Annotated in this window: 22 protein-coding genes; 5 read left to right on the forward strand and 17 right to left on the reverse strand. The window is 29.5% G+C overall.

Annotated elements, in window-relative coordinates; genetic code table 11:
* Nucleotides 1-19: 19 nt before the first annotated feature.
* Nucleotides 20-592 (reverse strand): ComF family protein, encoded by a 573-nt coding sequence (locus NJU99_RS03220; protein ID WP_254577302.1) that lies wholly within the window; start codon nucleotides 590-592, stop codon nucleotides 20-22.
* Nucleotides 593-861: 269 nt separating this feature from the next.
* Here NJU99_RS03220 and NJU99_RS03225 point away from each other — a divergent pair, with 269 nt between their 5' ends.
* Nucleotides 862-1,386 carry a hypothetical protein gene (locus tag NJU99_RS03225; RefSeq protein WP_254577303.1) on the forward strand — a complete coding sequence of 175 codons (525 nt, stop codon included), beginning with the start codon at nucleotides 862-864 and terminating at the stop codon, nucleotides 1,384-1,386.
* A 99-nt stretch (nucleotides 1,387-1,485) separates the two neighbouring features.
* Here the strand turns inward: NJU99_RS03225 and lepA are convergent, their stop codons facing one another.
* The 8 genes from lepA to NJU99_RS03265 form a co-directional block, all read right to left on the reverse strand.
* Nucleotides 1,486-3,273 carry a translation elongation factor 4 gene (gene lepA / locus NJU99_RS03230; protein ID WP_254577304.1) on the reverse strand — a complete coding sequence of 596 codons (1,788 nt, stop codon included), beginning with the start codon at nucleotides 3,271-3,273 and terminating at the stop codon, nucleotides 1,486-1,488.
* A 127-nt stretch (nucleotides 3,274-3,400) separates the two neighbouring features.
* On the reverse strand, nucleotides 3,401-4,522 hold the full coding sequence (locus tag NJU99_RS03235) for an OmpA family protein (RefSeq protein WP_254577305.1): 1,122 nt from the start codon (nucleotides 4,520-4,522) through the stop codon (nucleotides 3,401-3,403).
* A 154-nt stretch (nucleotides 4,523-4,676) separates the two neighbouring features.
* Nucleotides 4,677-5,774, reverse strand: a complete 1,098-nt coding sequence (locus NJU99_RS03240) for an OmpA family protein (RefSeq protein ID WP_254577306.1) — start codon at nucleotides 5,772-5,774, stop codon at nucleotides 4,677-4,679.
* Between the two features lie 57 nt (nucleotides 5,775-5,831).
* Complete coding sequence (locus NJU99_RS03245; RefSeq protein ID WP_254577307.1) at nucleotides 5,832-6,764, reverse strand: ribose-phosphate pyrophosphokinase; 933 nt, start codon at nucleotides 6,762-6,764, stop codon at nucleotides 5,832-5,834.
* Between the two features lie 128 nt (nucleotides 6,765-6,892).
* Nucleotides 6,893-7,924 carry a tRNA 2-thiouridine(34) synthase MnmA gene (mnmA, locus tag NJU99_RS03250; protein ID WP_254577308.1) on the reverse strand — a complete coding sequence of 344 codons (1,032 nt, stop codon included), beginning with the start codon at nucleotides 7,922-7,924 and terminating at the stop codon, nucleotides 6,893-6,895.
* 1 nt (nucleotide 7,925) lies between these two features.
* The gene (mnmA, locus tag NJU99_RS03255; RefSeq protein WP_254577309.1) at nucleotides 7,926-9,023 is read right to left on the reverse strand and encodes a tRNA 2-thiouridine(34) synthase MnmA; all 1,098 of its coding nucleotides are present in this window, start codon (nucleotides 9,021-9,023) and stop codon (nucleotides 7,926-7,928) included.
* Complete coding sequence (gene folK, locus NJU99_RS03260; protein ID WP_254577310.1) at nucleotides 9,020-9,511, reverse strand: 2-amino-4-hydroxy-6-hydroxymethyldihydropteridine diphosphokinase; 492 nt, start codon at nucleotides 9,509-9,511, stop codon at nucleotides 9,020-9,022. The genes mnmA (NJU99_RS03255) and folK overlap by 4 nt, the downstream gene beginning before the upstream one ends.
* A 27-nt stretch (nucleotides 9,512-9,538) precedes the next feature.
* Nucleotides 9,539-10,564, reverse strand: coding sequence for a M24 family metallopeptidase (locus tag NJU99_RS03265; protein WP_254577311.1), 1,026 nt, complete (start codon nucleotides 10,562-10,564; stop codon nucleotides 9,539-9,541).
* A 75-nt stretch (nucleotides 10,565-10,639) separates the two neighbouring features.
* Here NJU99_RS03265 and aroQ point away from each other — a divergent pair, with 75 nt between their 5' ends.
* The 4 genes from aroQ to NJU99_RS03285 are packed head-to-tail and all read left to right on the forward strand — an operon-like array spanning nucleotide 10,640 to nucleotide 13,723.
* On the forward strand, nucleotides 10,640-11,110 hold the full coding sequence (gene aroQ / locus NJU99_RS03270; protein ID WP_254577312.1) for a type II 3-dehydroquinate dehydratase: 471 nt from the start codon (nucleotides 10,640-10,642) through the stop codon (nucleotides 11,108-11,110).
* A gap of 12 nt (nucleotides 11,111-11,122) precedes the next feature.
* Nucleotides 11,123-12,346, forward strand: a complete 1,224-nt coding sequence (mqnF, locus tag NJU99_RS03275; RefSeq protein ID WP_254577313.1) for an aminofutalosine deaminase family hydrolase — start codon at nucleotides 11,123-11,125, stop codon at nucleotides 12,344-12,346.
* Nucleotides 12,339-13,229, forward strand: coding sequence for a signal peptide peptidase SppA (sppA, locus tag NJU99_RS03280; RefSeq protein ID WP_254577314.1), 891 nt, complete (start codon nucleotides 12,339-12,341; stop codon nucleotides 13,227-13,229). Before mqnF ends, sppA begins: the two co-directional genes overlap by 8 nt.
* Nucleotides 13,229-13,723, forward strand: a complete 495-nt coding sequence (locus NJU99_RS03285) for a gamma-glutamylcyclotransferase family protein (RefSeq protein WP_254577315.1) — start codon at nucleotides 13,229-13,231, stop codon at nucleotides 13,721-13,723. The genes sppA and NJU99_RS03285 overlap by 1 nt, the downstream gene beginning before the upstream one ends.
* Before the next feature lie 60 nt (nucleotides 13,724-13,783).
* Here NJU99_RS03285 and NJU99_RS03290 read toward each other — a convergent pair whose 3' ends face one another.
* The 8 genes from NJU99_RS03290 to NJU99_RS03325 all read right to left on the reverse strand — a co-directional run bounded on the left by NJU99_RS03290 (nucleotide 13,784) and on the right by NJU99_RS03325 (nucleotide 23,252).
* The gene (locus tag NJU99_RS03290) at nucleotides 13,784-14,983 is read right to left on the reverse strand and encodes an acetate/propionate family kinase (protein ID WP_254577316.1); all 1,200 of its coding nucleotides are present in this window, start codon (nucleotides 14,981-14,983) and stop codon (nucleotides 13,784-13,786) included.
* A 38-nt stretch (nucleotides 14,984-15,021) separates the two neighbouring features.
* Nucleotides 15,022-16,017 (reverse strand): phosphate acetyltransferase, encoded by a 996-nt coding sequence (gene pta, locus NJU99_RS03295; RefSeq protein ID WP_254577317.1) that lies wholly within the window; start codon nucleotides 16,015-16,017, stop codon nucleotides 15,022-15,024.
* Between the two features lie 317 nt (nucleotides 16,018-16,334).
* A complete protein-coding gene (locus NJU99_RS03300; RefSeq protein ID WP_254577318.1) occupies nucleotides 16,335-16,955 on the reverse strand; it encodes a 3'-5' exonuclease in 621 nt (206 codons plus the stop codon).
* Nucleotides 16,948-18,789 (reverse strand): putative nucleotidyltransferase substrate binding domain-containing protein, encoded by a 1,842-nt coding sequence (locus NJU99_RS03305; protein ID WP_254577319.1) that lies wholly within the window; start codon nucleotides 18,787-18,789, stop codon nucleotides 16,948-16,950. Before NJU99_RS03305 ends, NJU99_RS03300 begins: the two co-directional genes overlap by 8 nt.
* A 183-nt stretch (nucleotides 18,790-18,972) precedes the next feature.
* Nucleotides 18,973-20,622 (reverse strand): cation acetate symporter, encoded by a 1,650-nt coding sequence (locus NJU99_RS03310; protein WP_254577320.1) that lies wholly within the window; start codon nucleotides 20,620-20,622, stop codon nucleotides 18,973-18,975.
* Nucleotides 20,622-20,936, reverse strand: a complete 315-nt coding sequence (locus NJU99_RS03315) for a DUF485 domain-containing protein (protein WP_254577321.1) — start codon at nucleotides 20,934-20,936, stop codon at nucleotides 20,622-20,624. The genes NJU99_RS03310 and NJU99_RS03315 overlap by 1 nt, the downstream gene beginning before the upstream one ends.
* A 352-nt stretch (nucleotides 20,937-21,288) precedes the next feature.
* The gene (locus NJU99_RS03320) at nucleotides 21,289-22,938 is read right to left on the reverse strand and encodes a cation acetate symporter (protein WP_254577322.1); all 1,650 of its coding nucleotides are present in this window, start codon (nucleotides 22,936-22,938) and stop codon (nucleotides 21,289-21,291) included.
* Complete coding sequence (locus NJU99_RS03325) at nucleotides 22,938-23,252, reverse strand: DUF485 domain-containing protein (protein WP_254577323.1); 315 nt, start codon at nucleotides 23,250-23,252, stop codon at nucleotides 22,938-22,940. Before NJU99_RS03325 ends, NJU99_RS03320 begins: the two co-directional genes overlap by 1 nt.
* Between the last annotated feature and the right edge of the window lie 144 nt (nucleotides 23,253-23,396).

A 23,396-nucleotide genomic window follows, 5' to 3' on the forward strand; every position in this document is an offset into this window, starting at 1 on the left:
TTAATAAAAATGTATTATACTAAAGTTTTGCATCAGCTAGGGTTAAAGAGAATAACACTTGATTATTTCTTTTTTCTAAAACTTTTTTTGCTTCTTTTATTGTAGCACCTGTTGTGATTAAATCATCACATAAAATTGTCATTTGATTAGATATTTTTGTACATTTGAATTTTCTTGGATTTTTTTGTCTAAATTCAAGGTCTTTTCCTGCATATTTGACTATATTCTGTGCTTTTAAGCAGTTGTATTTAGGCTTGATATTTTGTGAGTTTAAATGACGTGCTAATATTGCTGTATGTGAAAATTCATGCCTTACATGATCATCAATAGGAATTGCTAAAATATTTTGAGCATATGTAAAATTTTGTGCAAATTTAAAAAAAGAAAGTTTTGCTAAAAGATTAAAAACTCTATCCCCATGAAAATAGTATTTAGAACTAATTAAATCTTCTATATCACTTAGCGCATAAAAAGAGTAATTAAAAAAACCTTTTTCAATCTCTCTTTTATGAAAAGAGGCTTGAAGTAGGGTATTTTGACATTTTTTACAAATAATTTGAAAAGATAGGTTTTCACATAATATGCATTTCATATTTCATAATACTATAAGTTATATTTATTTTATTTTAATAAAGAATAGAAGAAAAAGAAAATCGTGAGCTTGATTGAAAATACGCTAAAAAATGAAGTTATGTTCTAAAATTGTCAAACAACTCGTACTTCACTCAATCAGTTACAATTTCTTTACGAACATAACTTCCTTTTTTTTAATGCTATTTTCAAATGCTCACATTCTTTTATCTTTTATGTTTTATGTTTTTATTTTTGATATAATAATTAAAAAATTACTAGGTACAATATATGGATACAGAAAAAATTCTATTACTTATACTGGGAGCTATAGTAGGTTTTTTTGCTTCAATTGCAAAAGATTATTTTAGTGAAAAGACAAAAAGAAAATATAAAGAAATTGAAATAAGAAGAGAGAAAGCTGAGGAACTTTATCTTTTACTAGAAAGCTGGAGTAATGCGTTTTTTTCTAGAAATAGTATGTTAATTTTAGTTATGAAAAATGAGATTACTTATAATGACTATTTGGATAATTTTATAGAAGAAGGGAAAAAAAGAAATGTTAATTACAAAAGGATTGATATGTTGATCAATTTATATTTTAAAAGTTTATTACCTCACTATTTAGAAATTTTAAAACAAAGAGATACTATTGCTGATATTGAAAGTATACACAAAAAAGAATACAAAAAAGGAAATATTAATGGACAAAAATTTATTAAACTTTTTAATGATGAGACTATAAAGTTGCATAATTTAATTGATGACTTTAAAAAGGAAGTTGCTATTGATATAAATAAACTGATTAAAACTTAAATTTTCGTGAAGATTTGAGGTGGAAGGTAAAATTTATTGAGGAACTTAGTAAATTAAGTTCAGTCAATAAATTTTTACTTTAATGAAGATTTATAAAAATTAGATTTTAAGAACTGCCATGAATGCTTCTTGTGGTACATTTACCTTACCAATAGCTTTCATTCTTTTTTTACCGGCTTTTTGTTTCTCTAAAAGTTTTCTTTTTCTTGTAATATCACCACCATAACATTTTGCAGTTACGTTTTTACCTGTTGATTTTACTGTTTCTCTTGCAATAATTGTAGTTCCAATACTTGCTTGAATAGCTACTTCAAATAATTGTCTTGGTATCATTTCTTTTAAAGCTTTAATAAACTCTCTACCTTTTGTTACAGCTTTGTCTTCAGGAACAATAATAGATAAAGCATCTACTACATCTCCTGCAACTCTAACATCTAGTTTTTTAAGATTTCCTTCTCTAAATGCAATTGGCTCATAATCAAATGAGGCATAACCTTTAGTAGTTGATTTTAGTTTATCATAGAAGTCCATTACAATTTCATTCATTGGAATATCATATTCTAGTAATACTCTAGCTCCAAGGTAATCCATCTTTATTTGAATACCTCTTTTATCATTTAAAAGTTTGATTACATTTCCTAAAAACTCATCAGGTACTAAAATAGTAGCTTTTACATATGGTTCAAAGATTGTTTCAATATGATTTGGTTCTGGTAATTCAGAAGGGTTTTGAATATCAATTCTTTCACCATCTTTTTGTAAAACTTCATATACAACAGTTGGAGCTGTTGCTATTAAGTCAAGATTAAATTCTCTCTCAAGTCTTTCTTTGATTACTTCCATATGAAGCATACCTAAGAAACCTGCTCTAAATCCAGAACCAAGTGCTGCTGAACTTTCAGGTTCAAAAGAAATAGAAGAGTCATTTAATTGAAGTTTAGTTAATGCTTCTCTTAAGTCCTCAAACTTATCAGTTTCAATTGGGTAAAGCCCTGCAAATACAAATGGCTTAGCAGGTTCAAATCCATCAATAGCAATAGGTGTTGGGTCTTTTGCATCAGTCATAGTATCACCTACAGCAATACCATCTAGTGTTTTAAGACCAAGTACAACAATTCCAATTTCACCTGTTTTGATTTCATTTGTATTTTGTCTTTTTAATGGATGTGGATACATTAAGTTAAGAACAGGATGTTCAACTTTTGTATTCATCATTTTAAGCATTTGATTTTTTTTGATACTTCCTTCATATACTCTTACAAGTGCAAGTGCACCAAGATAGTTATCAAACCAAGAATCATAAATAAGTGCTTTAGTTGGAGCATTTTCATCACCTTGTGGTGCAGGTACTCTATCAACAATTGAGTCAATTAAATCTCTTACACCAAGACCTGTTTTTGCTGAAATTAGATTGTTTTCTGTACAGTCAAGTCCAATAGCCTCTTCAACTTCTTCAAGTACTCTATCAGGATCTGCTGATGGTAAATCAATTTTATTTACAACTGGTAAAAGTTCTAAGTCATTATCCATTGCAATATAAACATTTGCAATAGTTTGAGCTTCAACCCCTTGAGTTGAATCTACAATAAGTAAAGCACCCTCAGATGAAGCTAATGATCTACTTACTTCATAGGAGAAGTCAACGTGACCTGGAGTGTCAATTAAATTTAGAACATAATTTTCTCCATCTTTAACATAGTCAAGTCTTACACTTTGAGCTTTGATTGTAATACCACGCTCTTTTTCAATATCCATTGTATCCATTACTTGTGCAGACATATCTCTATCTGCTACTGAACCACACTCTTGGATAATTCTATCTGCTAGTGTAGATTTTCCGTGGTCAATATGAGCAATAATACTAAAGTTTCTAATATTTTTTTGCAAGGCTAATCCTCTTTATTTAATTATATATTCGCGATTATACCCAAAGTTATGTAAGTTTATAGTTAAAAGAAAAAATAAGGGTTTTATTACAAGATTTAGTATTTACTAAATCTTGTAAAAAGTTTTGTTATTGGTTTATAAGTCCAGTAACTCTTCTGTTTTGTGCTCTGCCATCAGTAGTATCATTTGTTGCAATGGGTCTAGTTTCACCATAACCAACAGCTGTAAGTCTAGAAGGCTCTATTCCTGTTTTAATTAGTTCTTTTACAATAGAATTTGCTCTTCTTAGAGATAGAATTTCATTATATTTCTCACTACCTTTTGAGTCTGTGTGAGCTTCAATAGTAGCACTTAGATTTTCATCTTCTTTTAATATTTCAGAGAATTTAGTAATTTGATTATTATATACAGATTTTACATCAGCTGAATTATAATCAAAGTTGATTTTTAAGTTAACTGTTGCAACACATCCAACTTCATTTACTTTAACACCTGGTGAAGTATTTGGACATTGATCAAGTCTATTAACTACGCCATCTTTATCATCATCTAATTCACAGCCATTTTCATTTACTTCAACACCAGGAAGCGTATCTGGACATAAATCTTTTGAGTTTACAACTCCATCATTATCATCATCTGCTTCTTTTATAACTTCTATAGGTTTTGGTTCTTCTTCTATTACTGGAACTTTTGCAACAATAGGCTCACTATATTTTTTTCCAAGAGGCATAGCTAAACCTAATGTATACATAATATCGTTTCTACCATTTTCAAAAGCATGTAAATGTCTTACATCGCCTTTTACAGCCATACCATAATAAGGAATATCATATCTTAAACCAAGACCCCAGTTAAAGAAAATAGAATCTTCATTTTCTCCTACTTCTTGAGAAACATCTTGATTTCCTAGACCAGCTAGAGCATAAGCTCCAAGTCTATCTGTAATACCATATTTTTTAATTGCATTTAAAAATAGAGTATTCATATTAGTGTTTGAACCACTTTTATACTCAACACTTTGACTTCTTAAAAAACCAAGTTCTACTTGATCTATTATCATGTTATCTAAGTTTTTTGCAATAGATAAACCACCATTTAAGTAATTGTCATCTTTTAATTTATTACTTGAATCACTTAAAATTCCTGCTGCATATCCAGTAACTTCATATCCATATTCATGACTTGGATTACTTGCTGCAAATAATAAAGAAGATGAGATTACTGATGCTAATATAAGTTTTTTCATCAAAATCCTTTGAAATAATTTGACAAATTATATCATAAAAATGTAGAAAGTAAATTAAATAATTGTAAAGTATATATGAAAATAAGTATAAAAATTAGTTAAAAAAAAAGGATTAGTAAAAACTAATCCTTTTTAGTATTAAAATAATATAAAATTATTTAGAGATTACAGCAGTAACTCTTCTGTTTTCTGCTCTACCTTCAGCAGTTTTATTTGTAGCAACTGGTTTAGCTTCACCATAACCAATAGCTTTTAATCTTGAAGCTTCTACATTTAACTCAGTTAAAGCTTTAATAGTTGAAGCAGCTCTTCTTTGAGATAAGTTTTGGTTGTATGCTTTACTTCCTACTGAATCTGTATGAGCTTCAATTGTAGCTTTTAATTTTGTATTGTTTTTCATAACATTAGCAAATTCTACAATTTTTGAAGTATATTGATCATTGATTTTTGCAGAGTCATTAGCAAAGTTGATTTTTAAATCAACTAATGTCATACATCCTACAGTATCAACTTTTGCATCAGCCATAGTACTTGGACATTGATCTAATCTATTTACAACACCATCTTTATCATCGTCTAATTCACAACCTTGTGCATTAACAACTGCATTTGCAACTGTATTTGGACACTTGTCATTTGCATCAATTACACCATCATTATCAGAATCAAGTGGTGCAGGTTCAATTACCTTTTCTACTACAGGAGCAGGTTTAGGAGCTGCAACTTTTCCAAATGGAATTGATAAACCAACATTGTATAATAAAGTGTTATCACCATGATCAGTTTCGATTGCATGTCTTAAGTCAACTTTTACAGCCATATCTTCGTAAAATTTGATTTTAACACCAGCACCGTAGTTACCGAATAGTCCGCTTTCATTACCTGCGAACTCATCATTAAAGTACTCAACACCAGCACCAACTAAAGCATATAGTGTATATGTAGAGTTTAAGTCATACTCTTTAATTAAGTTAGTAAATACTCTTGTTACACCTGTATCTCTATTTGCTACATTTTGGTAGTTAACATCTTCAATAGATCTTAAAAATCCTAATTCAACTTGGTCAAAAATTGAATCTGTTTGATTAAAGCCAATAGCTAATCCTGCATTACCATATGATTTTGGTAAATCTGTATTATGCTCAGCAAAAGCAGTAGAATACATAGGAGTTATTTCGTACTTATACTCAGCAGCATTTGCACTTAACATCATAGATGCACATGCAATTGTAGATAGAATAATTTTTTTCATAGTTTATCCTTATTTGATAATTTTCAATATTATAACTAAAAATTTATTGATTTATTATTAAGCAATAAAAATTGAATTTACTGATTCGTTATTATGGATTCTTCTGATAGTCTCACCTATCATAGTTGAAGCCGATAATACAGTCACTTTTTTAGCATCTTTTTGTGTAGGAATCGTGTCAGAAACAACTAATTCATCTAAAACACCTTTTTCGATTCTATCATAAGCAGGTCCTGAAAGTACACCATGTGTACAACATGCCATAACAGAATTTGCACCTTTTTTCTTTAAAACTTCAGCAGCTTTTACTAAAGTTCCAGCTGTATCAACCATATCATCTACAAGGATAACATCTTTACCTTTTACATCACCTATGATATTCATCACTTCTGATACATTTGCTTTTTCTCTTTTTTTGTCAACTATAACTAAGTCATAATCTAGTTTATCTGCATAAGATCTAGCTCTTGCAACTCCACCAATATCTGGACTTGCAATAATTGGGTTTTTAAAGTTTTTAGATCTAATATAATCTACAAATAAAATTGAACCAAATAAATTGTCAGCAGGGATATTAAAGAAACCTTGGATTTGAGCAGCATGTAAATCAATAGTTACAACTCTATCAATTCCAGCTTTTTCTAATAAATCAGCAGTTAATTTAGCAGTAATAGGAACTCTAGGAGCTGCTTTTCTATCTTGTCTTGCATAACCATAGTATGGAATAACCGCTGATATTGACTTAGCACTTGATCTTTTTAGTGCATCAACCATAATTAGAAGTTCCATTAAATTATCATTAGCAGGAGCACAAGTAGGTTGAATAATAAACACATCTTGACCTCTTACACTTTCTGTAATTTGAACAGAGATCTCTCCATCACTAAATCTGTTTAAAGTAGCACTTGAAACTGGAACACCTAAATATTCCCCAACTTTTGCTGTAAACTCAGGATTAGCTGAACCACTAAAAAGTTTAAATGTTGACATATAATTTTCCTTGAATGATTGTTGTTAGTATTGTGTGATTTTATCTAAAGAGTACTTAATGAAATGTTATATGTTTTAATGAGGTAAAAACAAGATTAGTATAGAGTTTAATCTTATTCTATATTAAGTTATTTTGTAGCTTGTATCCAACCACTACCAAGAACTTTTTGCCCATCATAAAATACAGCAAGTTGTCCTGCTGCTACACCTAATGCAGGTTCATTTAGTGTAATAATTGCAATGTTATTTTCAATTTTTATATTACATGAGATGGAGTTTTTTCTATATCTTAGCTTAACACTACAATCAAGAGTTTTGTCTTTTATAAACATATTTAAGTTGTTTACTATAACTTCATTTACTTCTAAAGCAGTTCTTTTACCTACAGTAATTGTATTATCTTTTGGATCTAGTTTTGTAACAAAGTGAGGTTCTTGTGCTCCATAAACTGTAAAGCCTCTTCTCTTACCAATTGTATAATGAGCATAACCTTTATGCTCCCCTACAATATTTCCTTTTTCATCTAAAACATTTCCTACTTGATCTATATTTGCATGTTTTTTAATTACATCTGTATAAACAGTTTCAACGAAACAAATCTCTTGCGATTCGCTTTTTTCTGTAATTTTCTTAAAAGCAACATCAAGTTTAGCACCAAATTTAACAATATCTTCTTTTTTGTAAGTACTTAAAGGAAACATCATAAAAGGAAGTGCTTCAGGACTTACTTGTGATAGAAAATAGCTTTGATCTTTTGTTTTATCATCAGCTTCATAGAAAAACTTACCATCAGTTTTTGCATAATGTCCAGTAGCTAAGAAGTCTGCACCATGGCTTTTAGCAAAATCTAACATTGCGCCAAATTTAATTTGTCTATTACATTTTACACATGGGTTTGGAGTTGTTCCTTCTAAGTATGAATCCACAAAGTAATCATAAACTTCTTTAGTAAAATCATCTGCTAAATCTAAAACGTGATATTTAATATTTAGAAATTCAGCTACATCTTTGATGAAAGATAAGTTCTTTTCATGGTATCCATCATTTCTGTTATGAAGTTTTAAGTAACAACCCTCAACTTCATAACCTTCTTCTTGTAGCATGTAAGCAGTAACTGACGAATCAATACCACCACTCATGCCTACCATAACTTTTTTCATTTTAGTAATAGTTACTAATAAAGCCACCACCAAGACAATAGTCGCCGTCATATAATACAAGACTTTGTCCTAGCGTTACAGCTCTTTGAGGCTCATCAAATTTAACTAATACTTTATCCTCACTAGATTCTACTACTGTACAAGTTTGTTTATGTTGTCTATACCTTACTTGTGCCATTAGTTTATCACCAACTTTTGGTGCTTCTTCTAAAACCCAATGCATATGACTAGCTTCTGTGTGTTCACTCATTAATAAAGGATGGTTTGTATCTTGTACAACTGTTAAAGTGTTGTTTTCAACATCTTTTTTAGCAGCATACCATGATTTGTGAGTATTGTTTTCACCTTCATTTCCTTTAATACCACCAAGTCCAATACCTTTTCTTTGACCTAGTGTGTAACAAATAAGACCCTTGTGTTTTCCTAAAACTTTTCCATTCTCATCAATCATATCACCTGGAATTGCTTTTAGGTGTTGTGTAATAAAGTCATCAAATCTTTGATTTCCAATAAAACAAATACCAGTACTGTCTTTTTTATCACTTACAGGTAGGTTATGCTCTCTTGCAATTTCTCTAACTTCTGTTTTAGTTAAATCTCCAAGTGGGAACATCGCATGGCTTAATTGTTCACTTGATAAGGCGTGTAAAAAGTAACTTTGATCTTTTGAGCTATCTTTTGGAGTATCAAGAACATAATGCTCATTATGTTTAGCAATTTTTGCATAATGTCCAGTTGCAATCATATCAGCACCCATTTTTTTAGCTTCATTTAAAAACACATTAAATTTGATTTCTTTATTACATAAAATATCAGGATTTGGAGTAAGACCTTTTTTTAAACCTTCTAAAAATACATCAAATACTTTTGTTCTGTACTCTTCAACAAAGTCTTTACCTTTTACTTCAATGCCAATAAGTTCACCAACTTTTTTCGCATCTTCAAACTCTATTCTATTAGGACATTGGCTACCTTTGATACCATATTCCCAATTTCGCATAAATAAGCCTACTACATCATAGCCTTGTTGTTTTAATAAAAGTGCAGTAACAGATGAATCAACTCCACCAGACATTCCAACAACTACTTTTTTTTTCATTTATTTATCCTTTTCATCTCTTCTAAAGGAATAATCACCGATTCTCTATTTGCCCAGTCTTTATGAGGAACTATAAGGTTCTTCGTATTTATTTTTTTCTTATCAAAAAATATTATATCTATATCTAGAGTTCTAGGCGCATCTTGAAAGGATCGCTTTCTTCCAAATCTATTTTCTAGCCTTTGCATATTTCTTAAAAAATCATTTGGGGCTAGATTAGTTTTAATCGCGATTATACCATTTAAAAAATAATTTTGCTCTAAGTATCCAAAAGGAGGATTTTTAAGTAGGGGACTTGACATAAGAATATCAAATCTAGTATCCTTCATAAGGCATAAGAATAACTTATCAAAAGTTTTTTTTACATCCCCTAAATTACCCCCTATACCAATAGTTACTTGGTATCTTTTATTTGATTGTTTTTTTGAACAAAATGGAAAATTAGCAGTTTTATAAAGTGTTAATTTATCGTTTAATTTTTTTTTCAAATTTATCTCTTTTTTTAAAGTGAAATTTTAAAGAATTATTGCTTTACCATTTTTCATTACAACAGTATCTTCAATTCTTACACCAAATTCATCAGGTAAATAAATACCTGGTTCTATCGTAAATACCATATTATCTTCAATGATTACATCACTTCTTGTATTAATATTTGGAAACTCATGTATATCAAGACCAACTCCATGACCAGTACTATGAATAAAGTATTTACCGAAACCTGCTTTTTCAATTACATCTCTAGTAAGTTTGTCAATTTGACTTGCTTTCATACCGCTTCTTGCATTTTGTATTGCATTTAGTTGTGCTTTATATACTAAATCATAAATTTTTTGATGCTTTTTATTTTTAAATTTTTGCTCTCTTTTAAAAGAGAAGTTTTCAAAGTTAGCATTTGAAGTACATGTTCTATCTGAACAGTACCTTTTATATTTTACACCTGCATCTACTAAAAGTAAATTGTTTAGTTTTAGTTTTTTATTTGTAGGAAGGGCGTGAGGTTTTGCTGCGTTTTTATTTATTGCAACAATTGGGTCAAAACTAAGTTGCAGTTTTCCTGCTTGACTCATTTTTTCAATAGCTTTAAAATGTAAGAATTCTTCTGTTTGATTGAAACCATTTTTTCTAATATATTTAGCAAAATTATCAAAACCTTTTCTTCCTAGTTTTGCTGCTTTTTTTAAGTATTTTATTTCTTCATCTGTTTTGATAATTCTTTTTTCTTTAGAAAAATTTCGCTTTGGAATAAATTGTGTTTTTAAATCACTTGTTAGGTTAGTATAAGTTGAATATTTAAAATCATTTGGATCAAAAACTATTTTTTTAATCTTATTTTTTTTAAGAATTTCTTTTGCAGTTTTGATTAAATCACTTGATTCTATAACTTCACAGTTCTTTGTGTACTCTTGGGCTTCAATAGTATATCTTGCATCAGTAATAAAGTATTTATCTGCACCTAAATTTATAAAAATTACATTGTCGCATGAAAAATTAGCTTCAAAATAAATAGCGTTTTCATTTAATAAAATAAAATTTTTCATAATCTCTCTTTCTTTGGTATGATTTAACATAAATTTAAATATAATCTTACCTAAATTTTATAAAAGGAATATAATATGAAAATAGCAGTAATTCAAGGGCCAAACTTAAATATGTTAGGAATTAGAGAACAACATATTTACGGTCCAATGAGTTTAGAACAAATTCATGAGCAGTTAAAAAATGCAGCAGCTCAAAATGGAGTAGAACTAGAATTCTTCCAATCAAACCTTGAGGGTGAAATTGTTGATAAAGTTCAAGAGTGTTTAGGTGAGGTTGATGGTATTATGATTAACCCAGCAGCATTCTCTCATACTTCAATTGCAATTAAAGATGCATTATCAGCTGTAGAATTACCAACAGTTGAAGTTCATATTTCAAATATTTATAAAAGAGAAGAGTTTAGACAAAAATCAGTTACAGCAGGTGCAGCAACTGGTGTTATTACAGGTTTTGGACCATTTGGATACCACATGGGACTTATAGCTTTAATGCAAATCATCTCAGAAATTAAAGCAGTAGAAGAGTCTTCTCAAAACGCTGAATAAATTAAAAACTTTATGAAAATCTTAAGTTCAAAGTGGGTTGTTACCTGCGATGAAAATAATAGCATCATTGAAGATGGTGCTATTGTTTTTTCCGATAAAATTATTGATGTCGACACAAAAGAAAATATCCAAAAAAAATATCCAAATATTCAAATCCAAGAACAAAAAGAAAATTCTGTTTTAATGCCAGGGCTTATAAACTCTCATGTTCATTTAGAGTTTAGTGCAAACTCTACAACATTAAAATATGGTAACTTTATGAATTGGTTGAATTCTGTTATTAAAAATAGAGATACTTTAATTGAAAAAGCAAATAGTAAATTAATTGAAGATAAATTAAAAAAAATGAAAAAATCTGGTACTACAACTATTGGTGCTATTTCTTCTTACTCTTTTGATTTAGAACCTTGTTTAAAATCACCATTAAATAAAGTCTTTTTTTGTGAGGTAATTGGAAGTAAAGCTGATATGGTGGATACTTTATTTGCTGACTTTAAATCAAGACTTAAAAATGTGAAAAAACATGCAAGTAAGAATTTAATTCCTGCTGTTGCAATCCATTCACCTTATTCTGTTCATCCTTTTTTATTAAGAGAAACATTAAACATAGCAAAAGAAGAAAGTTTAGCTGTAAGTTCTCACTTTTTAGAATCACCAGAAGAATTTCAATGGCTTCATAAAGATGAGGGCTTATTTATTGACTTTTTCAAAAATCTTTTAGGTCAAGATAAAGCTGTTACAAAACCTATGGAGTTTTTAAATCAATTTAAAGGTGTGGAAAAACTCTCTTTCACCCATTGTGTTGAAGCAAGTAGTGATGACTTAAAAAAGATAGAAGAATTAGATGCAACTATAAACCATTGTGTTACTTCAAATAGAGTTTTAAACAATACTAAACTAGATATAAGCAATTTGAATAATATTAATCTTAGTATTGGTACTGATGGATTAAGTTCAAATAACTCTTTATCAATGTTTGATGAATTAAGAAACGCTTTAATGATTCATGTTGATGAAAATATAGTTGAATTATCAAAAAAGCTTTTAAAAGCTGCAACTATTGGTGGAAGTAAAGCTCTTGGTTTAAATAAGGGTGTATTAAAAAAAGATGCTGATGCTGATGTGATTTCTTTTACTTTACCTGATGAAATAGAAGATAAAAATGATTTAGCAATGCATATAATTTTACATACTAAGTTTGTAAATAAAACTATTATAGGAGGAGAGGATGTTTAATTTTATAAAGAAACTTTTTTATCCAATTATTGCTGTTTTGGATTTTATTACAAAATATTTTAAAACAGTAGTTTTTTTAACAATTATATATTTTGTAGTATATGGTACCGGAAGTAATAATGAAAGTAAAGGCTCTTATGAAGTTGCTAATTTACAAAAAATAGTTCTTTTTGGACCAATTTTAGATGTAAATAGAACTTTAGAGCAACTGCAAAAAGCAAAAGAGTCTGATAATATAAAAGGTGTTTTACTTGAAGTAAACTCTCCAGGTGGAGCAGTTGCACCTTCTGTAGAATTAGCTTATGCAATAAAAGAGCTAAAAGAAGTAAAACCTGTTGTTGTTTATGCAAGTGGGGTAATAGCTAGTGGTTCATATTATGCTTCTATTTGGGCAAATGAAATTATTGCAAATCCAGGAAGTATGGTTGGGTCTATTGGTGTTATTATGCAAGGTGTAAACACAGAAGAGCTAATGGCTAAAATTGGCATTTCAACTCAAACTGTAAAAGCTGGTAAATATAAAGAATCAGGAACACCAACTAGAAAATGGTTCGATTATGAAAAAGAACAATTGCAATCTATAATTGATGATACATATAATATGTTTATTACTGATGTTGCAAATGCAAGAGGTTTAAAAGTAGAAGATCACACTAAGTTTGCAGATGCCAAAGTTTTTACATCTAGACAAGCAAAAGAAGTAGGTTTAGTTGATGAGGTTGCTACTATTTCATATGCAAAAACAAAGCTTGAAACTTTAGCTAAGATTGAATATCCTATATGGAAAAAACAAGATAAGTTTGATAAATTTATGGACAAAATCATAAATGAAACTGTTTCAAAAATTACAATGAGTTTTGCGAGTTCTTTAAAGGCTTATTAATGCTTTATTTTTCATATGGTTCTAATATGTCAAGTAAAAGATTATGCGCAAGAGTTCCTAGCGCAAAAATGTTTGCAGTGGGAACTTTAGATAAACACTTACTAAAATTTCATAAACATAGTTTTAGAGATGATAGTGCAAAATGTGATATTGAATTTACTAATAAAAGTGAAGATATAGTTTATGGAGTACTTTATGAATTTGATTCAAATGAAAAACCTAATTTAGACAATGCTGAGGGTTTAGGTTTAGGCTATGAAATCAAAACAGTTGAAATAAAAGTAGAAGATAAAATATATGAATCATTTACTTATTATGGTACAGATATAGATAAAAGTTTAAAACCTTTTCATTGGTATAAAAACCATGTATTAAAAGGTGCAAATGAGTTTAACTTACCTAAAGATTATATATTAAAGTATATTGAGAATATAGTATCAATTGAGGATAAAGATAAGGAAAGGGAACTTTTGGAGTTGAGTATTCAAAAGTAGATATAAAAAAAGGGTGAAGCAAAAGCTTCACCCTTTTTTATTGTACTTATATTTTATATATTAGTTACCAGTAGTTGTAACTACTTTATAAGTATCATTTGCAATTACATACTCTTCATTTGTAGGAATTACAAAGATTCTTCCTGATGAAGCTGGAGTTGCGATATCTCTTGCTTCTTTAGATCTTTTGTTGTTTTTAACTGGATCAATAACTACACCCATGAAGTCTAAACCAGCACAAACTTTTTCTCTAATAAGAGCAGCATTTTCACCAATACCACCTGTGAAACAAATAGCATCAACACCGTCTAATGCAGCAGCATATGCACCTACATAATGTTTAATTTTGTAAGCAATCATATCAATTGCTAATCTACATCTATCATCACCAGCAGCAGCACCATCTAATACTTCTCTTAAGTCAGAAGATTTACCAGAAATACCAACAATACCAGATTTTTTATTCATAACATTTAATGCTTCATCAATTGTTAATCCTTCTTGACTCATCATGTACTGTAATGCACCAGCACCAACATCACCAGCTCTAGTTCCCATCATTAAACCTTGAACAGGAGTAAGACCCATTGAAGTATCAATTGATTTACCATCTAATACAGCAGAAACAGATGAACCATTTCCTAAGTGACATACAATAATTCTAGTGTTATGTTTTTTATCTAACATTTGTCTTGCTTCGTTTGATACGAAGAAGTGAGAAGTTCCGTGGAAACCATATTTTCTAATAGCATGTTTAGTATATTGCTCATAAGGTAATGCATACATATAAGCATAATCAGGCATAGTTTGGTGGAATGCAGTATCAAATACAGCAACATTTGGTTTACCTGGCATTAATTCTTGACAAATTTCCATACCCATGATATTTGCAGGGTTATGTAATGGAGCTAATGGAATTAATCTTCTCATAGTTTCAATTACTTTTTCTGTAACTAAAACTGAACCAGAAAACTCTTCTCCACCGTGAACTGCTCTATGTCCGATTGCTTCAATATCATTAATTGAATCAATAACTTTACCTTCACCATTTGTTAAAGTACTTAATACAGACTCAATAGCTTCTTTATGAGTTGGCATATCAATTTTCATTTCTAATTCTTTTTCACCAAATTCATGCTTTAAAACACCGTCAATACCAATTCTTTCACATAAACCTTGTGCGAATACTTTTTTATTTACTGGATTCATTAATTGGTACTTAAGAGATGAACTTCCTGCGTTTAAGATAAATACTAACATATTTTGCTTCCTTTTATTTTAGTTAATTTATAGTTTTATTATTTGATTTGTGTTGCTGTAATAGCCACTAAGTTTGCGATATCATCAACAGAACAACCTCTTGAAAGGTCATTTACTGGTTTTGCTAAACCTTGAACAACTGGGCCGTGTGCTGCAGCTCCAGCGAATCTTTGAACTAATTTATATCCAATATTACCTGATTGTAAATCTGGGAATACAAGAACATTTGCTTTACCAGCTACTTCTGAATCAGGTGCTTTTTTAGCTCCAACAGCTTCAACGATAGCAGCATCAGCTTGCATCTCACCATCAAATGAGAAATCAACATTTCTTTCTTGTAAAATATCAACAGCATATTGAACTTTATCAACTAATGGGTGGTTTGCACTTCCTTTTGTTGAGAAAGATAACATAGCAACTCTTGGATCTAATCCTACAACAGAGCTAGCAGTAGCAGCAGTGGCACAAGCAATATCAGCTAATTGTTCTGCATTTGGTTCAGGAATTACAGCACAGTCTGCAAATAATATTAAACCATTATCACCAAACTTACCATCAGCTGTTTCCATAATAAATGCAGATGATACAGTGTTAATACCAGGTGCAGTTTTAATAACTTGAATTGCAGCTTTTAAAACATCAGCAGTTGGTGAATTTGAACCGGCAACTAAACCGTCAGCATCTCCAAGTCTAACCATCATACAACCAAAAAATCTTGGCTCGTTTAACATGATTTCAGTAGCTTCTTCTCTTGTTAAACCTTTTTTCTTTCTAAGCTCAACTAACTCATCAATATATCTATCAATGTTTTCAAACTTTTTAGGGTCAACAATTGTTGCTCCTTCAATGTTCGCATCACATGATGAAGCATCAGATTTGATTGTTTCTTCATTACCAATTAATACAACATTTGCAGTTTTCTCTTCAAGAACCTTTTGAGTAGCTTTTAATACTCTTTCATCTTCTGTCTCTGGAAGAACAATAGTTCTTAACTGTAACTTTGCTTTTTCTTTAATGCTTTTAATTAAACCCATTTAAGTTATCCTTTCTACTTTAAAACTTATGAAAGATTATAATTTATAACCGTAGCAAAAAAATAGCATTGGTTTATAATCTTGATCGTTTATATTGTATATTATATTTTTCAAAAAGTACATAAAATATACATAATATTTATAAAAAAATGAAAATGTGCAAAATTGTAATAAAATCTGCTCTAAATGGGCTTGGAGTGTTATATTTTACATGTTTGCTGTACTATAATTGTACATGATGAATAAAAATTAAGCTTTATTCATAAGCAACAAAAGTAATTGTATACTTTTGTTAAATGCTTACACTTTTTAAGTAGTTATCTTATTTTTAACTTTGGGATATTTTTAAGTTTCAAGAAAATTAATGAAGTCATTAATGCATCATTATAAGCATCATGTTTTCCCATAAAAGGAATATCAAGTTCATTCATAATAGTGTCAAATCTCAAATCAATATTTCCTTGTGGAATAGTCTCAATTTTATAATCATGATAAATTCCTGAAACTTCTATTCTTCTATTTGGTAAAGAAATACCAAGTCTTGGTTTTACATATTTATCAATCATTGCAATATCAAACTCTAAAAAATATCCAACTAGTGTTCTATTTCCAATGAAGTCTAAAAATTCATAAATTACATCTTCTATGTCTAAAGCATTTTCTAAATCGATCTCTCTTATATGATGTACTTTTATTGCTTCTTCTTGTAGTTTTGTTTTTGCTTTTACAAATCTTACAAATTTTTTACTTGAAATTATAGTGTTGTTTTTTATAATCACTGCACCTATTGAAATAATTTCATCTTTTTTAGGATCTAATCCTGTTGTTTCACAGTCAAAGCAAACATATTCATCTTCATGTGCTTTATCAAATAAGTATTGATACTTCTCATTTTTTAAATTCTTTTTATTAAAATAGTTTTTTATACTTCTAAACATAATTCAGCCGAAAGTGATATTCTAATTTCTTCTTTAATTTATTTACAATTTTAAAAGAGTCTTTTAATAGATCTTTTTGCATTGTATTTAAATCATCAGGATTAATATAGTTATCAATATTTTCTTTTTTATCAATTTTTTCTAAATTTGATTTTAGTTTTAAATTTGATAAAAAGTTAAATGCCATTATGACTTCTTGAGCAAATTCATCATCAAATACACCTAATTCTTTTAAAGATTTAACTCTTTTTATTGTATTTGTATTAAATAGTTTTTTTTCTAAACTTAATGCTCTAACACTTTGAACTAAAATAAATATTCCACCTTTTTTTATATCAAGCTCATTTTTATGCTCTTTATCTGCACTATCAAATACAAAACCATCAAAGAAACCTAAAGGCACATCAAAGTTCATGATTACTTTTGCAAATTGAGAGTTAAAAGTCTGTGTATTTCCTACTACTTTGAATAAATACTCTTTTAAATCAAGAATTATTTGTTTTTCTCCTGCTGCACAAAGTGAATCATAGAAAATTGCTGTATTCATCATATTCTCTGGATTTGGTTCATTTACCCAAGAGTATATTAAATCTTTGAAATCTTTTTTTGTTCTAGTCCAATATGGGTTTGAAACCATAATATTACCTTCACACCTTGGAAAACCAAAGTCAACTAAGGTTTCTGTAAATTTATGAGTAAACTTCTTTAACTCTTCATCACTTATTTGGCAATCATCACTTAAAATTAAAGCATTATCTTGATCAGTTTTTAATATCTGCTCAGCTCTTCCTTCACTTCCCATAACAACTAAACAAGATTTTCCTTTTAATTCTTCTGGAGCTAAGAAACTAAATAGTTTTGTAAGTAGTTTTCTATTTAATTGATTTATTAGTTTTGAAATAAATTCAATTTTAACACCCTTAGCGTTTAGTGACTTAACAATTTTCATAAATGAAAGAGAAGCCTCTTTTAGATCTTCAATAGTTTCTGCTTTTATTATTGTATTGGAAACAGAAAATGTATTTGTAGCAAAAAAAGATGATAAAGAGATTTGGTCTATTATTCCAACAATTTCTTCTTTGCTATTTTTTACAACAACTCTTTTTAGTCCATGTTTTGCCATAATAAGTTGTGCATTAAATAAAAAGTCATCTTCATAAACATAAACAAGACCTTTTGATGCTATTTTGATGATTTTATCATCAAAGTCCATTCTATTTAGAATCACTTTTTGTCTAAAGTCTGAGTCAGTTACTATATATAATTCTTCATTTTCATCTTTTAGAAGAAGTGTTGGTACTTTTTCTTCTTTGATAATTGTCGCTGCTTCAAAAATAGTTTTACTAGTATCTGTTATTACTGCTCTATGAACATTTGCATCTTTTACTTTTGCAATCATGATATTTGCAATCTCTTTATTTTTTTCTTGATCAACATGGTTATTTAGTTTTTGTGAGATTGATTGAAAAAAGTAACTCTCTAAGTTTTGATTCTCATGCAAAGTTTTGATAAATATTTCTCTTGGTAAAGAGTAACAAATAGTTTCTTGTGCTGTAACAAATGTATGTTTTGAATAGTTTTCTATTAATGAAATAGCATCAAATAGTTCATTTTTTGAAAAAATTGATAATACTTCATCTTCTTGTTTTTCTTGAACTATACCTTTTAATACAAAATATAAAAACTTTGGCTCAGACCCTTGTTTTTGTATAATTTCATTTTTTTTGAAATATACAATATCTATATGTTCTGAAAAATCATCTAATTGAGCTTTTGTTAAGTGCTCAAAAGGATGAATTGAACTTAAAAATGCTTTTTGTTCTAATATACTCATTTATGCTTCCTACTTTCTCTTTATTTATTTTAGCTAATAAAAAATAAAATAATAATTACTAGAATTAAATAGTGTAAAATATGATATAAGTAAAGTTAATAGTAATAATATAAGTTAGATTTTAAAAATTTGTAGTTAATAATAAATATCAAAGAAGATTACTTCTTTGATATTTTAAAAGGCTTAGTGATCAACAGCTCCTGCTGCACCAATACCTGTATTTGCTCTAATATTTTGAGCTTTGAATAATTCTTTTTCTGCTTTTCCTTTCTCAGAACTATCAGTCTTAGAGAAGAACCAGATAGAAACAAATGCAATTGTTACAGAGAATAGCGCAGGGTGTTTATAAGGGAATAAAGCTTCTTCATTTCCTAAAATTTGTACCCATACAATTGGTCCAACAATTACAAGTGTAACAGCTGAGATAAGACCACATAGTCCACCTAAGAATGCACCTCTTGTTGTTAACTGAGACCAGTAAATTGATAGGAATAAAATAGGGAAGTTAGCTGATGCTGCAATACCAAATGCAAGACCAACCATATAAGCAATATTTTGTTGCTCAAATGCAATACCTAAAGTAACACCAACAATACCTACAGCAACAACAGTAATTCTAGAGATTTTTACAACTTGTTCATCTGTTGAATTAGTATTAATTACATTTGCATAAAGGTCATGTGAAATTGCCCCTGCTGCTGAAAGTGTTAGTCCTGAAACAACAGCTAAAATTGTAGCAAATGCAACAGCTGAAATAAATCCTAAGAATGCATTTCCACCTAACATATGTGATAAGTGAATTGAAGCCATATTGTTTCCACCAAATAGTTGACCTTCAACAAAGTATGATGACCCAGCATCAGAATTTAAGAATGCAATTGCACCAAAACCAACGATTGTAATAATGATCCAGAAGTAACCAATAAACCCAGTTGCATAAACAACAGATTTTCTAGCTTCTTTAGCATTACCAACAGTAAAGAATCTCATAAGTACGTGAGGAAGACCAGCAGTTCCTAGCATTAAAGCCATACCTAAAGAAATAGCTGAAATTGGATCTGAAATAAATCCACCAGGAGCTAAGATAGACTCACCAGCACTATGGTTTTCAACAGCTGATACAGCTAAAGATTCAAAACTAAAGTCAAAGTGATATAAAACCATAATTGCCATGAACGAAACACCAGTTAAAAGTAAACATGCCTTAATAATCTGAACCCATGTAGTTGCAAGCATACCACCAAATGTTACATAGATAATCATCATAATACCTACAAGGATAACTGCATATTCATACTCTAATCCAAATAATACTTGAATTAATTTACCAGCACCAACCATTTGTGCAATAAGATATAAAACAACAACAGAAATAGTACCAAATGCTGCTAATGTTCTAATTTGTTTTTGACCTAATCTATATGCAGCAATATCAGTAAATGTAAACTTACCTAAGTTTCTTAACTTCTCCGCCATAAAGAAAAGAATAATTGGCCATCCAACTAAGAATGATACAGCATAGATAACTCCATCATAACCTTTCATATAAATAAGACCAGATACACCTAAGAATGCAGCTGCTGACATATAGTCACCTGCAATTGCTAAACCATTTTGAAAACCTGTAATTCCTCCACCAGCTGTATAAAAGTCACTTGCTGATTTTGTTTTTTGTGCAGCCCAATATGTTAAACCTAATGTTCCTAAGATAAATATAAAGAACATGATAATAGCAGGTATATTTAAATCTCTTTTTGTAGCTTCAAAAGATGCGTCACCTGCTGCAAATGCTGTTAAAGCAATAACTGAAATAAGTGCTAAAATTCTAAACATTACACTAAATCCTTTACGTCGTTTTTAATTTCATTTGTTAGATCTTCAAACTCCCCATTTGCTCTTCTAACATAAATCACAGTTGTGATAAAACTGATAATTAAAATAGCTAATGCAATAGGAAATGCAACAGTTGTTAAACCATCACCTATTTTAGTTGCTAAAATCTCTTTGTTAAATGCAATTGTTAAGATAAATGCATAAAACATCACTAATACAAATATCCCTAATTTGATACCAAAACTATTTCTTTTAGAAACTAGTTCATGATATTTAGGGTTATTGTCAATCCTCTCTACTAATTTTTCGTTCATTCTGCTTCCTTTTTCGTTATTGCATAAATAAAATTATGCATAAAACTAATTCTTATTGTCTTTAAAGCTAATATTTTTTATAGCAATAAAATAGCAAATAAGAAAAAACAGTTTTATTATACATGTAAAAAATTATTTATAATTGAAAAAAATTGATAAAATATGTAAATAAAATGTAAAAAATGTAAAAAAGTAACAAAAAAAGCCATGTTTATATATGTAAATTAGTTATAATTTTTAAGAAAAGTTTTATAATTTCATAAAGTTGTATAAAAGTAGTAATTATAGTGTGAAAATTAGTAATACTTATAATAGTTTGTTACTAAAGAGAAAAATCTCTTTAGTAAAAGGTTTAGTGATCAACTGCTCCTGATGCACCTATACCTGTTTCAGCTCTAACACTTTGAGCCTCAAATGCTTTTTGTTCATCTTTTGCTCTTTGAGAGTTATCAGTAATTGAGAAGAACCAAATACCAATAAATGCAGTAGCAACAGAGAATAAAGCAGGGTGTTTATAAGGGAAGATAGCTTCTTCATTTCCTAATACAGAAACCCATACAACTGGACCTAATATAACTAAAACAACTGCTGTAATTAATCCTAATAATCCACCAATTAATGCACCTCTAGTTGTTAATTTAGACCAGTAAATTGATAAGAATAGAATTGGGAAGTTAGCAGATGCAGCAATAGCAAATGCAAGACCAACCATAAATGCAATATTTTGGTGCTCAAAAGCAATACCTAATAATACACCTACTACACCAATTACAATAACAGCAATTTTTGAGATTTTAATCTCTTGCTCTTCAGTAGCATTTGGGTTAATAACAGATGCATAAAGGTCATGTGAAATAGCACTTGCACCTGCAAGTGTAAGACCTGCAACAACTGCTAAAATTGTAGCAAATGCAACAGCTGAAATAAATCCTAAGAAAATATTTCCACCAACAATATGTGATAAGTGAATTGCAGCCATATTATTTCCACCAAATAGTTGACCATCAACAAAGTAAGCTTGACCTTCTGGTGAGTTTAAGAATACAATTGCACCTAAACCAATAATTGCAATAACTAAGTAGAAGTAACCAATAAATCCAGTTGCGTAAACAACAGATTTTCTAGCTTCTTTAGCATTACCAACAGTAAAGAATCTCATAAGCACGTGAGGAAGACCTGCAGTTCCTAACATTAATGCTAATCCTAATGAAATGGCAGAAATAGGATCAGAAATAAATCCACCAGGTGCCATAATAGCTTGACCTAAATCGTGAGTTTCAACTGCTTTTGTTGCTAAGGCTTCAAAAGAAAATCCAAAGTGACTCATTACCATGTATCCCATGAAAGTAACACCAGATAATAATAATACTGCTTTAATAATTTGTACCCATGTAGTAGCTAACATACCACCAAATGTTACGTAAATAATCATCATTACACCAACTAAGATTACAGCATATTCATACTCTAAACCAAATAATACTTGAATCAGTTTACCTGAACCAACCATTTGTGCGATAAGGTATAAAGTAACAACTGCTAATGAACCTAATGATGCAAGAGTTCTAATCTCTTTTTGACCAAGTCTATACGCAGCAATATCAGCAAATGTAAATTTACCTAAATTTCTTAATTTTTCAGCCATTAAGAATAAAATAACTGGCCATCCAACTAAGAACCCAACAGCATAAACTAATCCATCATAACCTTTTAAGTATACTAAACCTGAAAGACCTAAGAAAGATGCAGCAGACATATAGTCACCTGCAATTGCCATACCATTTTGAAAACCTGAAATCCCTCCACCTGCTGTATAAAAGTCAGATGCAGATTTTGTTTTCTTAGCTGCCCAATATGTAATACCTAGTGTACCACCAACAAAAATAAAGAACATAATAATCGCAGGAATATTTAATTCTCTTTTTGTTGCTTCAAAATTCGCATCACCTGCAGCAAATAGTGCTACTGCTAAAACTGAAAGTAGTCCTAATATTCTAAACATTATAATAAATCCTTTACATCTGCTTTTACTTCATTTGTTAAGTCTTCAAATTCGCCATTTGCTCTTTTAACATAAATAAGTGTTGTTATGAATCCAATGATAATAATAGCTGCAGCTACTGGAAATGCAACTGTCATTACACCTTCACCTGTTTTAATTCCTAAAACAGCTGGATCAAATGCAATTGTTAAGATAAATGCATAAAACATTACTAATACAAAGATTGATAGTTTTAGTGCAAAACCATTTCTCTTTTTTACCAACTCCTGATATTTAGGGTTGTTTTTGATTCGTTGTACTAACTCATCATTCATTTTTTGCCTCCTTAGTTATTTTATTTAAATTTTTAATACAAATTTTACTTGAAGTGTCGAAAGTAGCATTAGTATAGCATTTAAATAAAAATAACATTAATTATACATATTTATATTTATAAGGAAGTGTAATATTTATAATTT

Source organism: Arcobacter roscoffensis, from assembly GCF_024267655.1.
Classification (GTDB): domain Bacteria; phylum Campylobacterota; class Campylobacteria; order Campylobacterales; family Arcobacteraceae; genus Arcobacter_B; species Arcobacter_B roscoffensis.

Coding starts and splice junctions, on each gene's coding strand:
- NJU99_RS03240 (WP_254577306.1), bottom strand. CDS start 5,774: ATGAAAAAAATTATTCTATCTACAATTGCATGTGCATCTATGATGTTA.
- NJU99_RS03245 (WP_254577307.1), bottom strand. CDS start 6,764: ATGTCAACATTTAAACTTTTTAGTGGTTCAGCTAATCCTGAGTTTACA.
- NJU99_RS03265 (WP_254577311.1), bottom strand. CDS start 10,564: ATGAAAAATTTTATTTTATTAAATGAAAACGCTATTTATTTTGAAGCT.
- mqnF (WP_254577313.1), top strand. CDS start 11,123: ATGAAAATCTTAAGTTCAAAGTGGGTTGTTACCTGCGATGAAAATAAT.
- NJU99_RS03300 (WP_254577318.1), bottom strand. CDS start 16,955: ATGTTTAGAAGTATAAAAAACTATTTTAATAAAAAGAATTTAAAAAAT.
- mnmA (WP_254577308.1), bottom strand. CDS start 7,924: ATGAAAAAAGTTATGGTAGGCATGAGTGGTGGTATTGATTCGTCAGTT.
- mnmA (WP_254577309.1), bottom strand. CDS start 9,023: ATGAAAAAAAAAGTAGTTGTTGGAATGTCTGGTGGAGTTGATTCATCT.
- pta (WP_254577317.1), bottom strand. CDS start 16,017: ATGGGTTTAATTAAAAGCATTAAAGAAAAAGCAAAGTTACAGTTAAGA.
- NJU99_RS03310 (WP_254577320.1), bottom strand. CDS start 20,622: ATGTTTAGAATTTTAGCACTTATTTCAGTTATTGCTTTAACAGCATTT.
- NJU99_RS03305 (WP_254577319.1), bottom strand. CDS start 18,789: ATGAGTATATTAGAACAAAAAGCATTTTTAAGTTCAATTCATCCTTTT.
- NJU99_RS03320 (WP_254577322.1), bottom strand. CDS start 22,938: ATGTTTAGAATATTAGGACTACTTTCAGTTTTAGCAGTAGCACTATTT.
- NJU99_RS03290 (WP_254577316.1), bottom strand. CDS start 14,983: ATGTTAGTATTTATCTTAAACGCAGGAAGTTCATCTCTTAAGTACCAA.
- sppA (WP_254577314.1), top strand. CDS start 12,339: ATGTTTAATTTTATAAAGAAACTTTTTTATCCAATTATTGCTGTTTTG.
- NJU99_RS03225 (WP_254577303.1), top strand. CDS start 862: ATGGATACAGAAAAAATTCTATTACTTATACTGGGAGCTATAGTAGGT.
- NJU99_RS03285 (WP_254577315.1), top strand. CDS start 13,229: ATGCTTTATTTTTCATATGGTTCTAATATGTCAAGTAAAAGATTATGC.
- aroQ (WP_254577312.1), top strand. CDS start 10,640: ATGAAAATAGCAGTAATTCAAGGGCCAAACTTAAATATGTTAGGAATT.
- NJU99_RS03325 (WP_254577323.1), bottom strand. CDS start 23,252: ATGAATGATGAGTTAGTACAACGAATCAAAAACAACCCTAAATATCAG.
- NJU99_RS03220 (WP_254577302.1), bottom strand. CDS start 592: ATGAAATGCATATTATGTGAAAACCTATCTTTTCAAATTATTTGTAAA.
- NJU99_RS03315 (WP_254577321.1), bottom strand. CDS start 20,936: ATGAACGAAAAATTAGTAGAGAGGATTGACAATAACCCTAAATATCAT.
- NJU99_RS03235 (WP_254577305.1), bottom strand. CDS start 4,522: ATGAAAAAACTTATATTAGCATCAGTAATCTCATCTTCTTTATTATTT.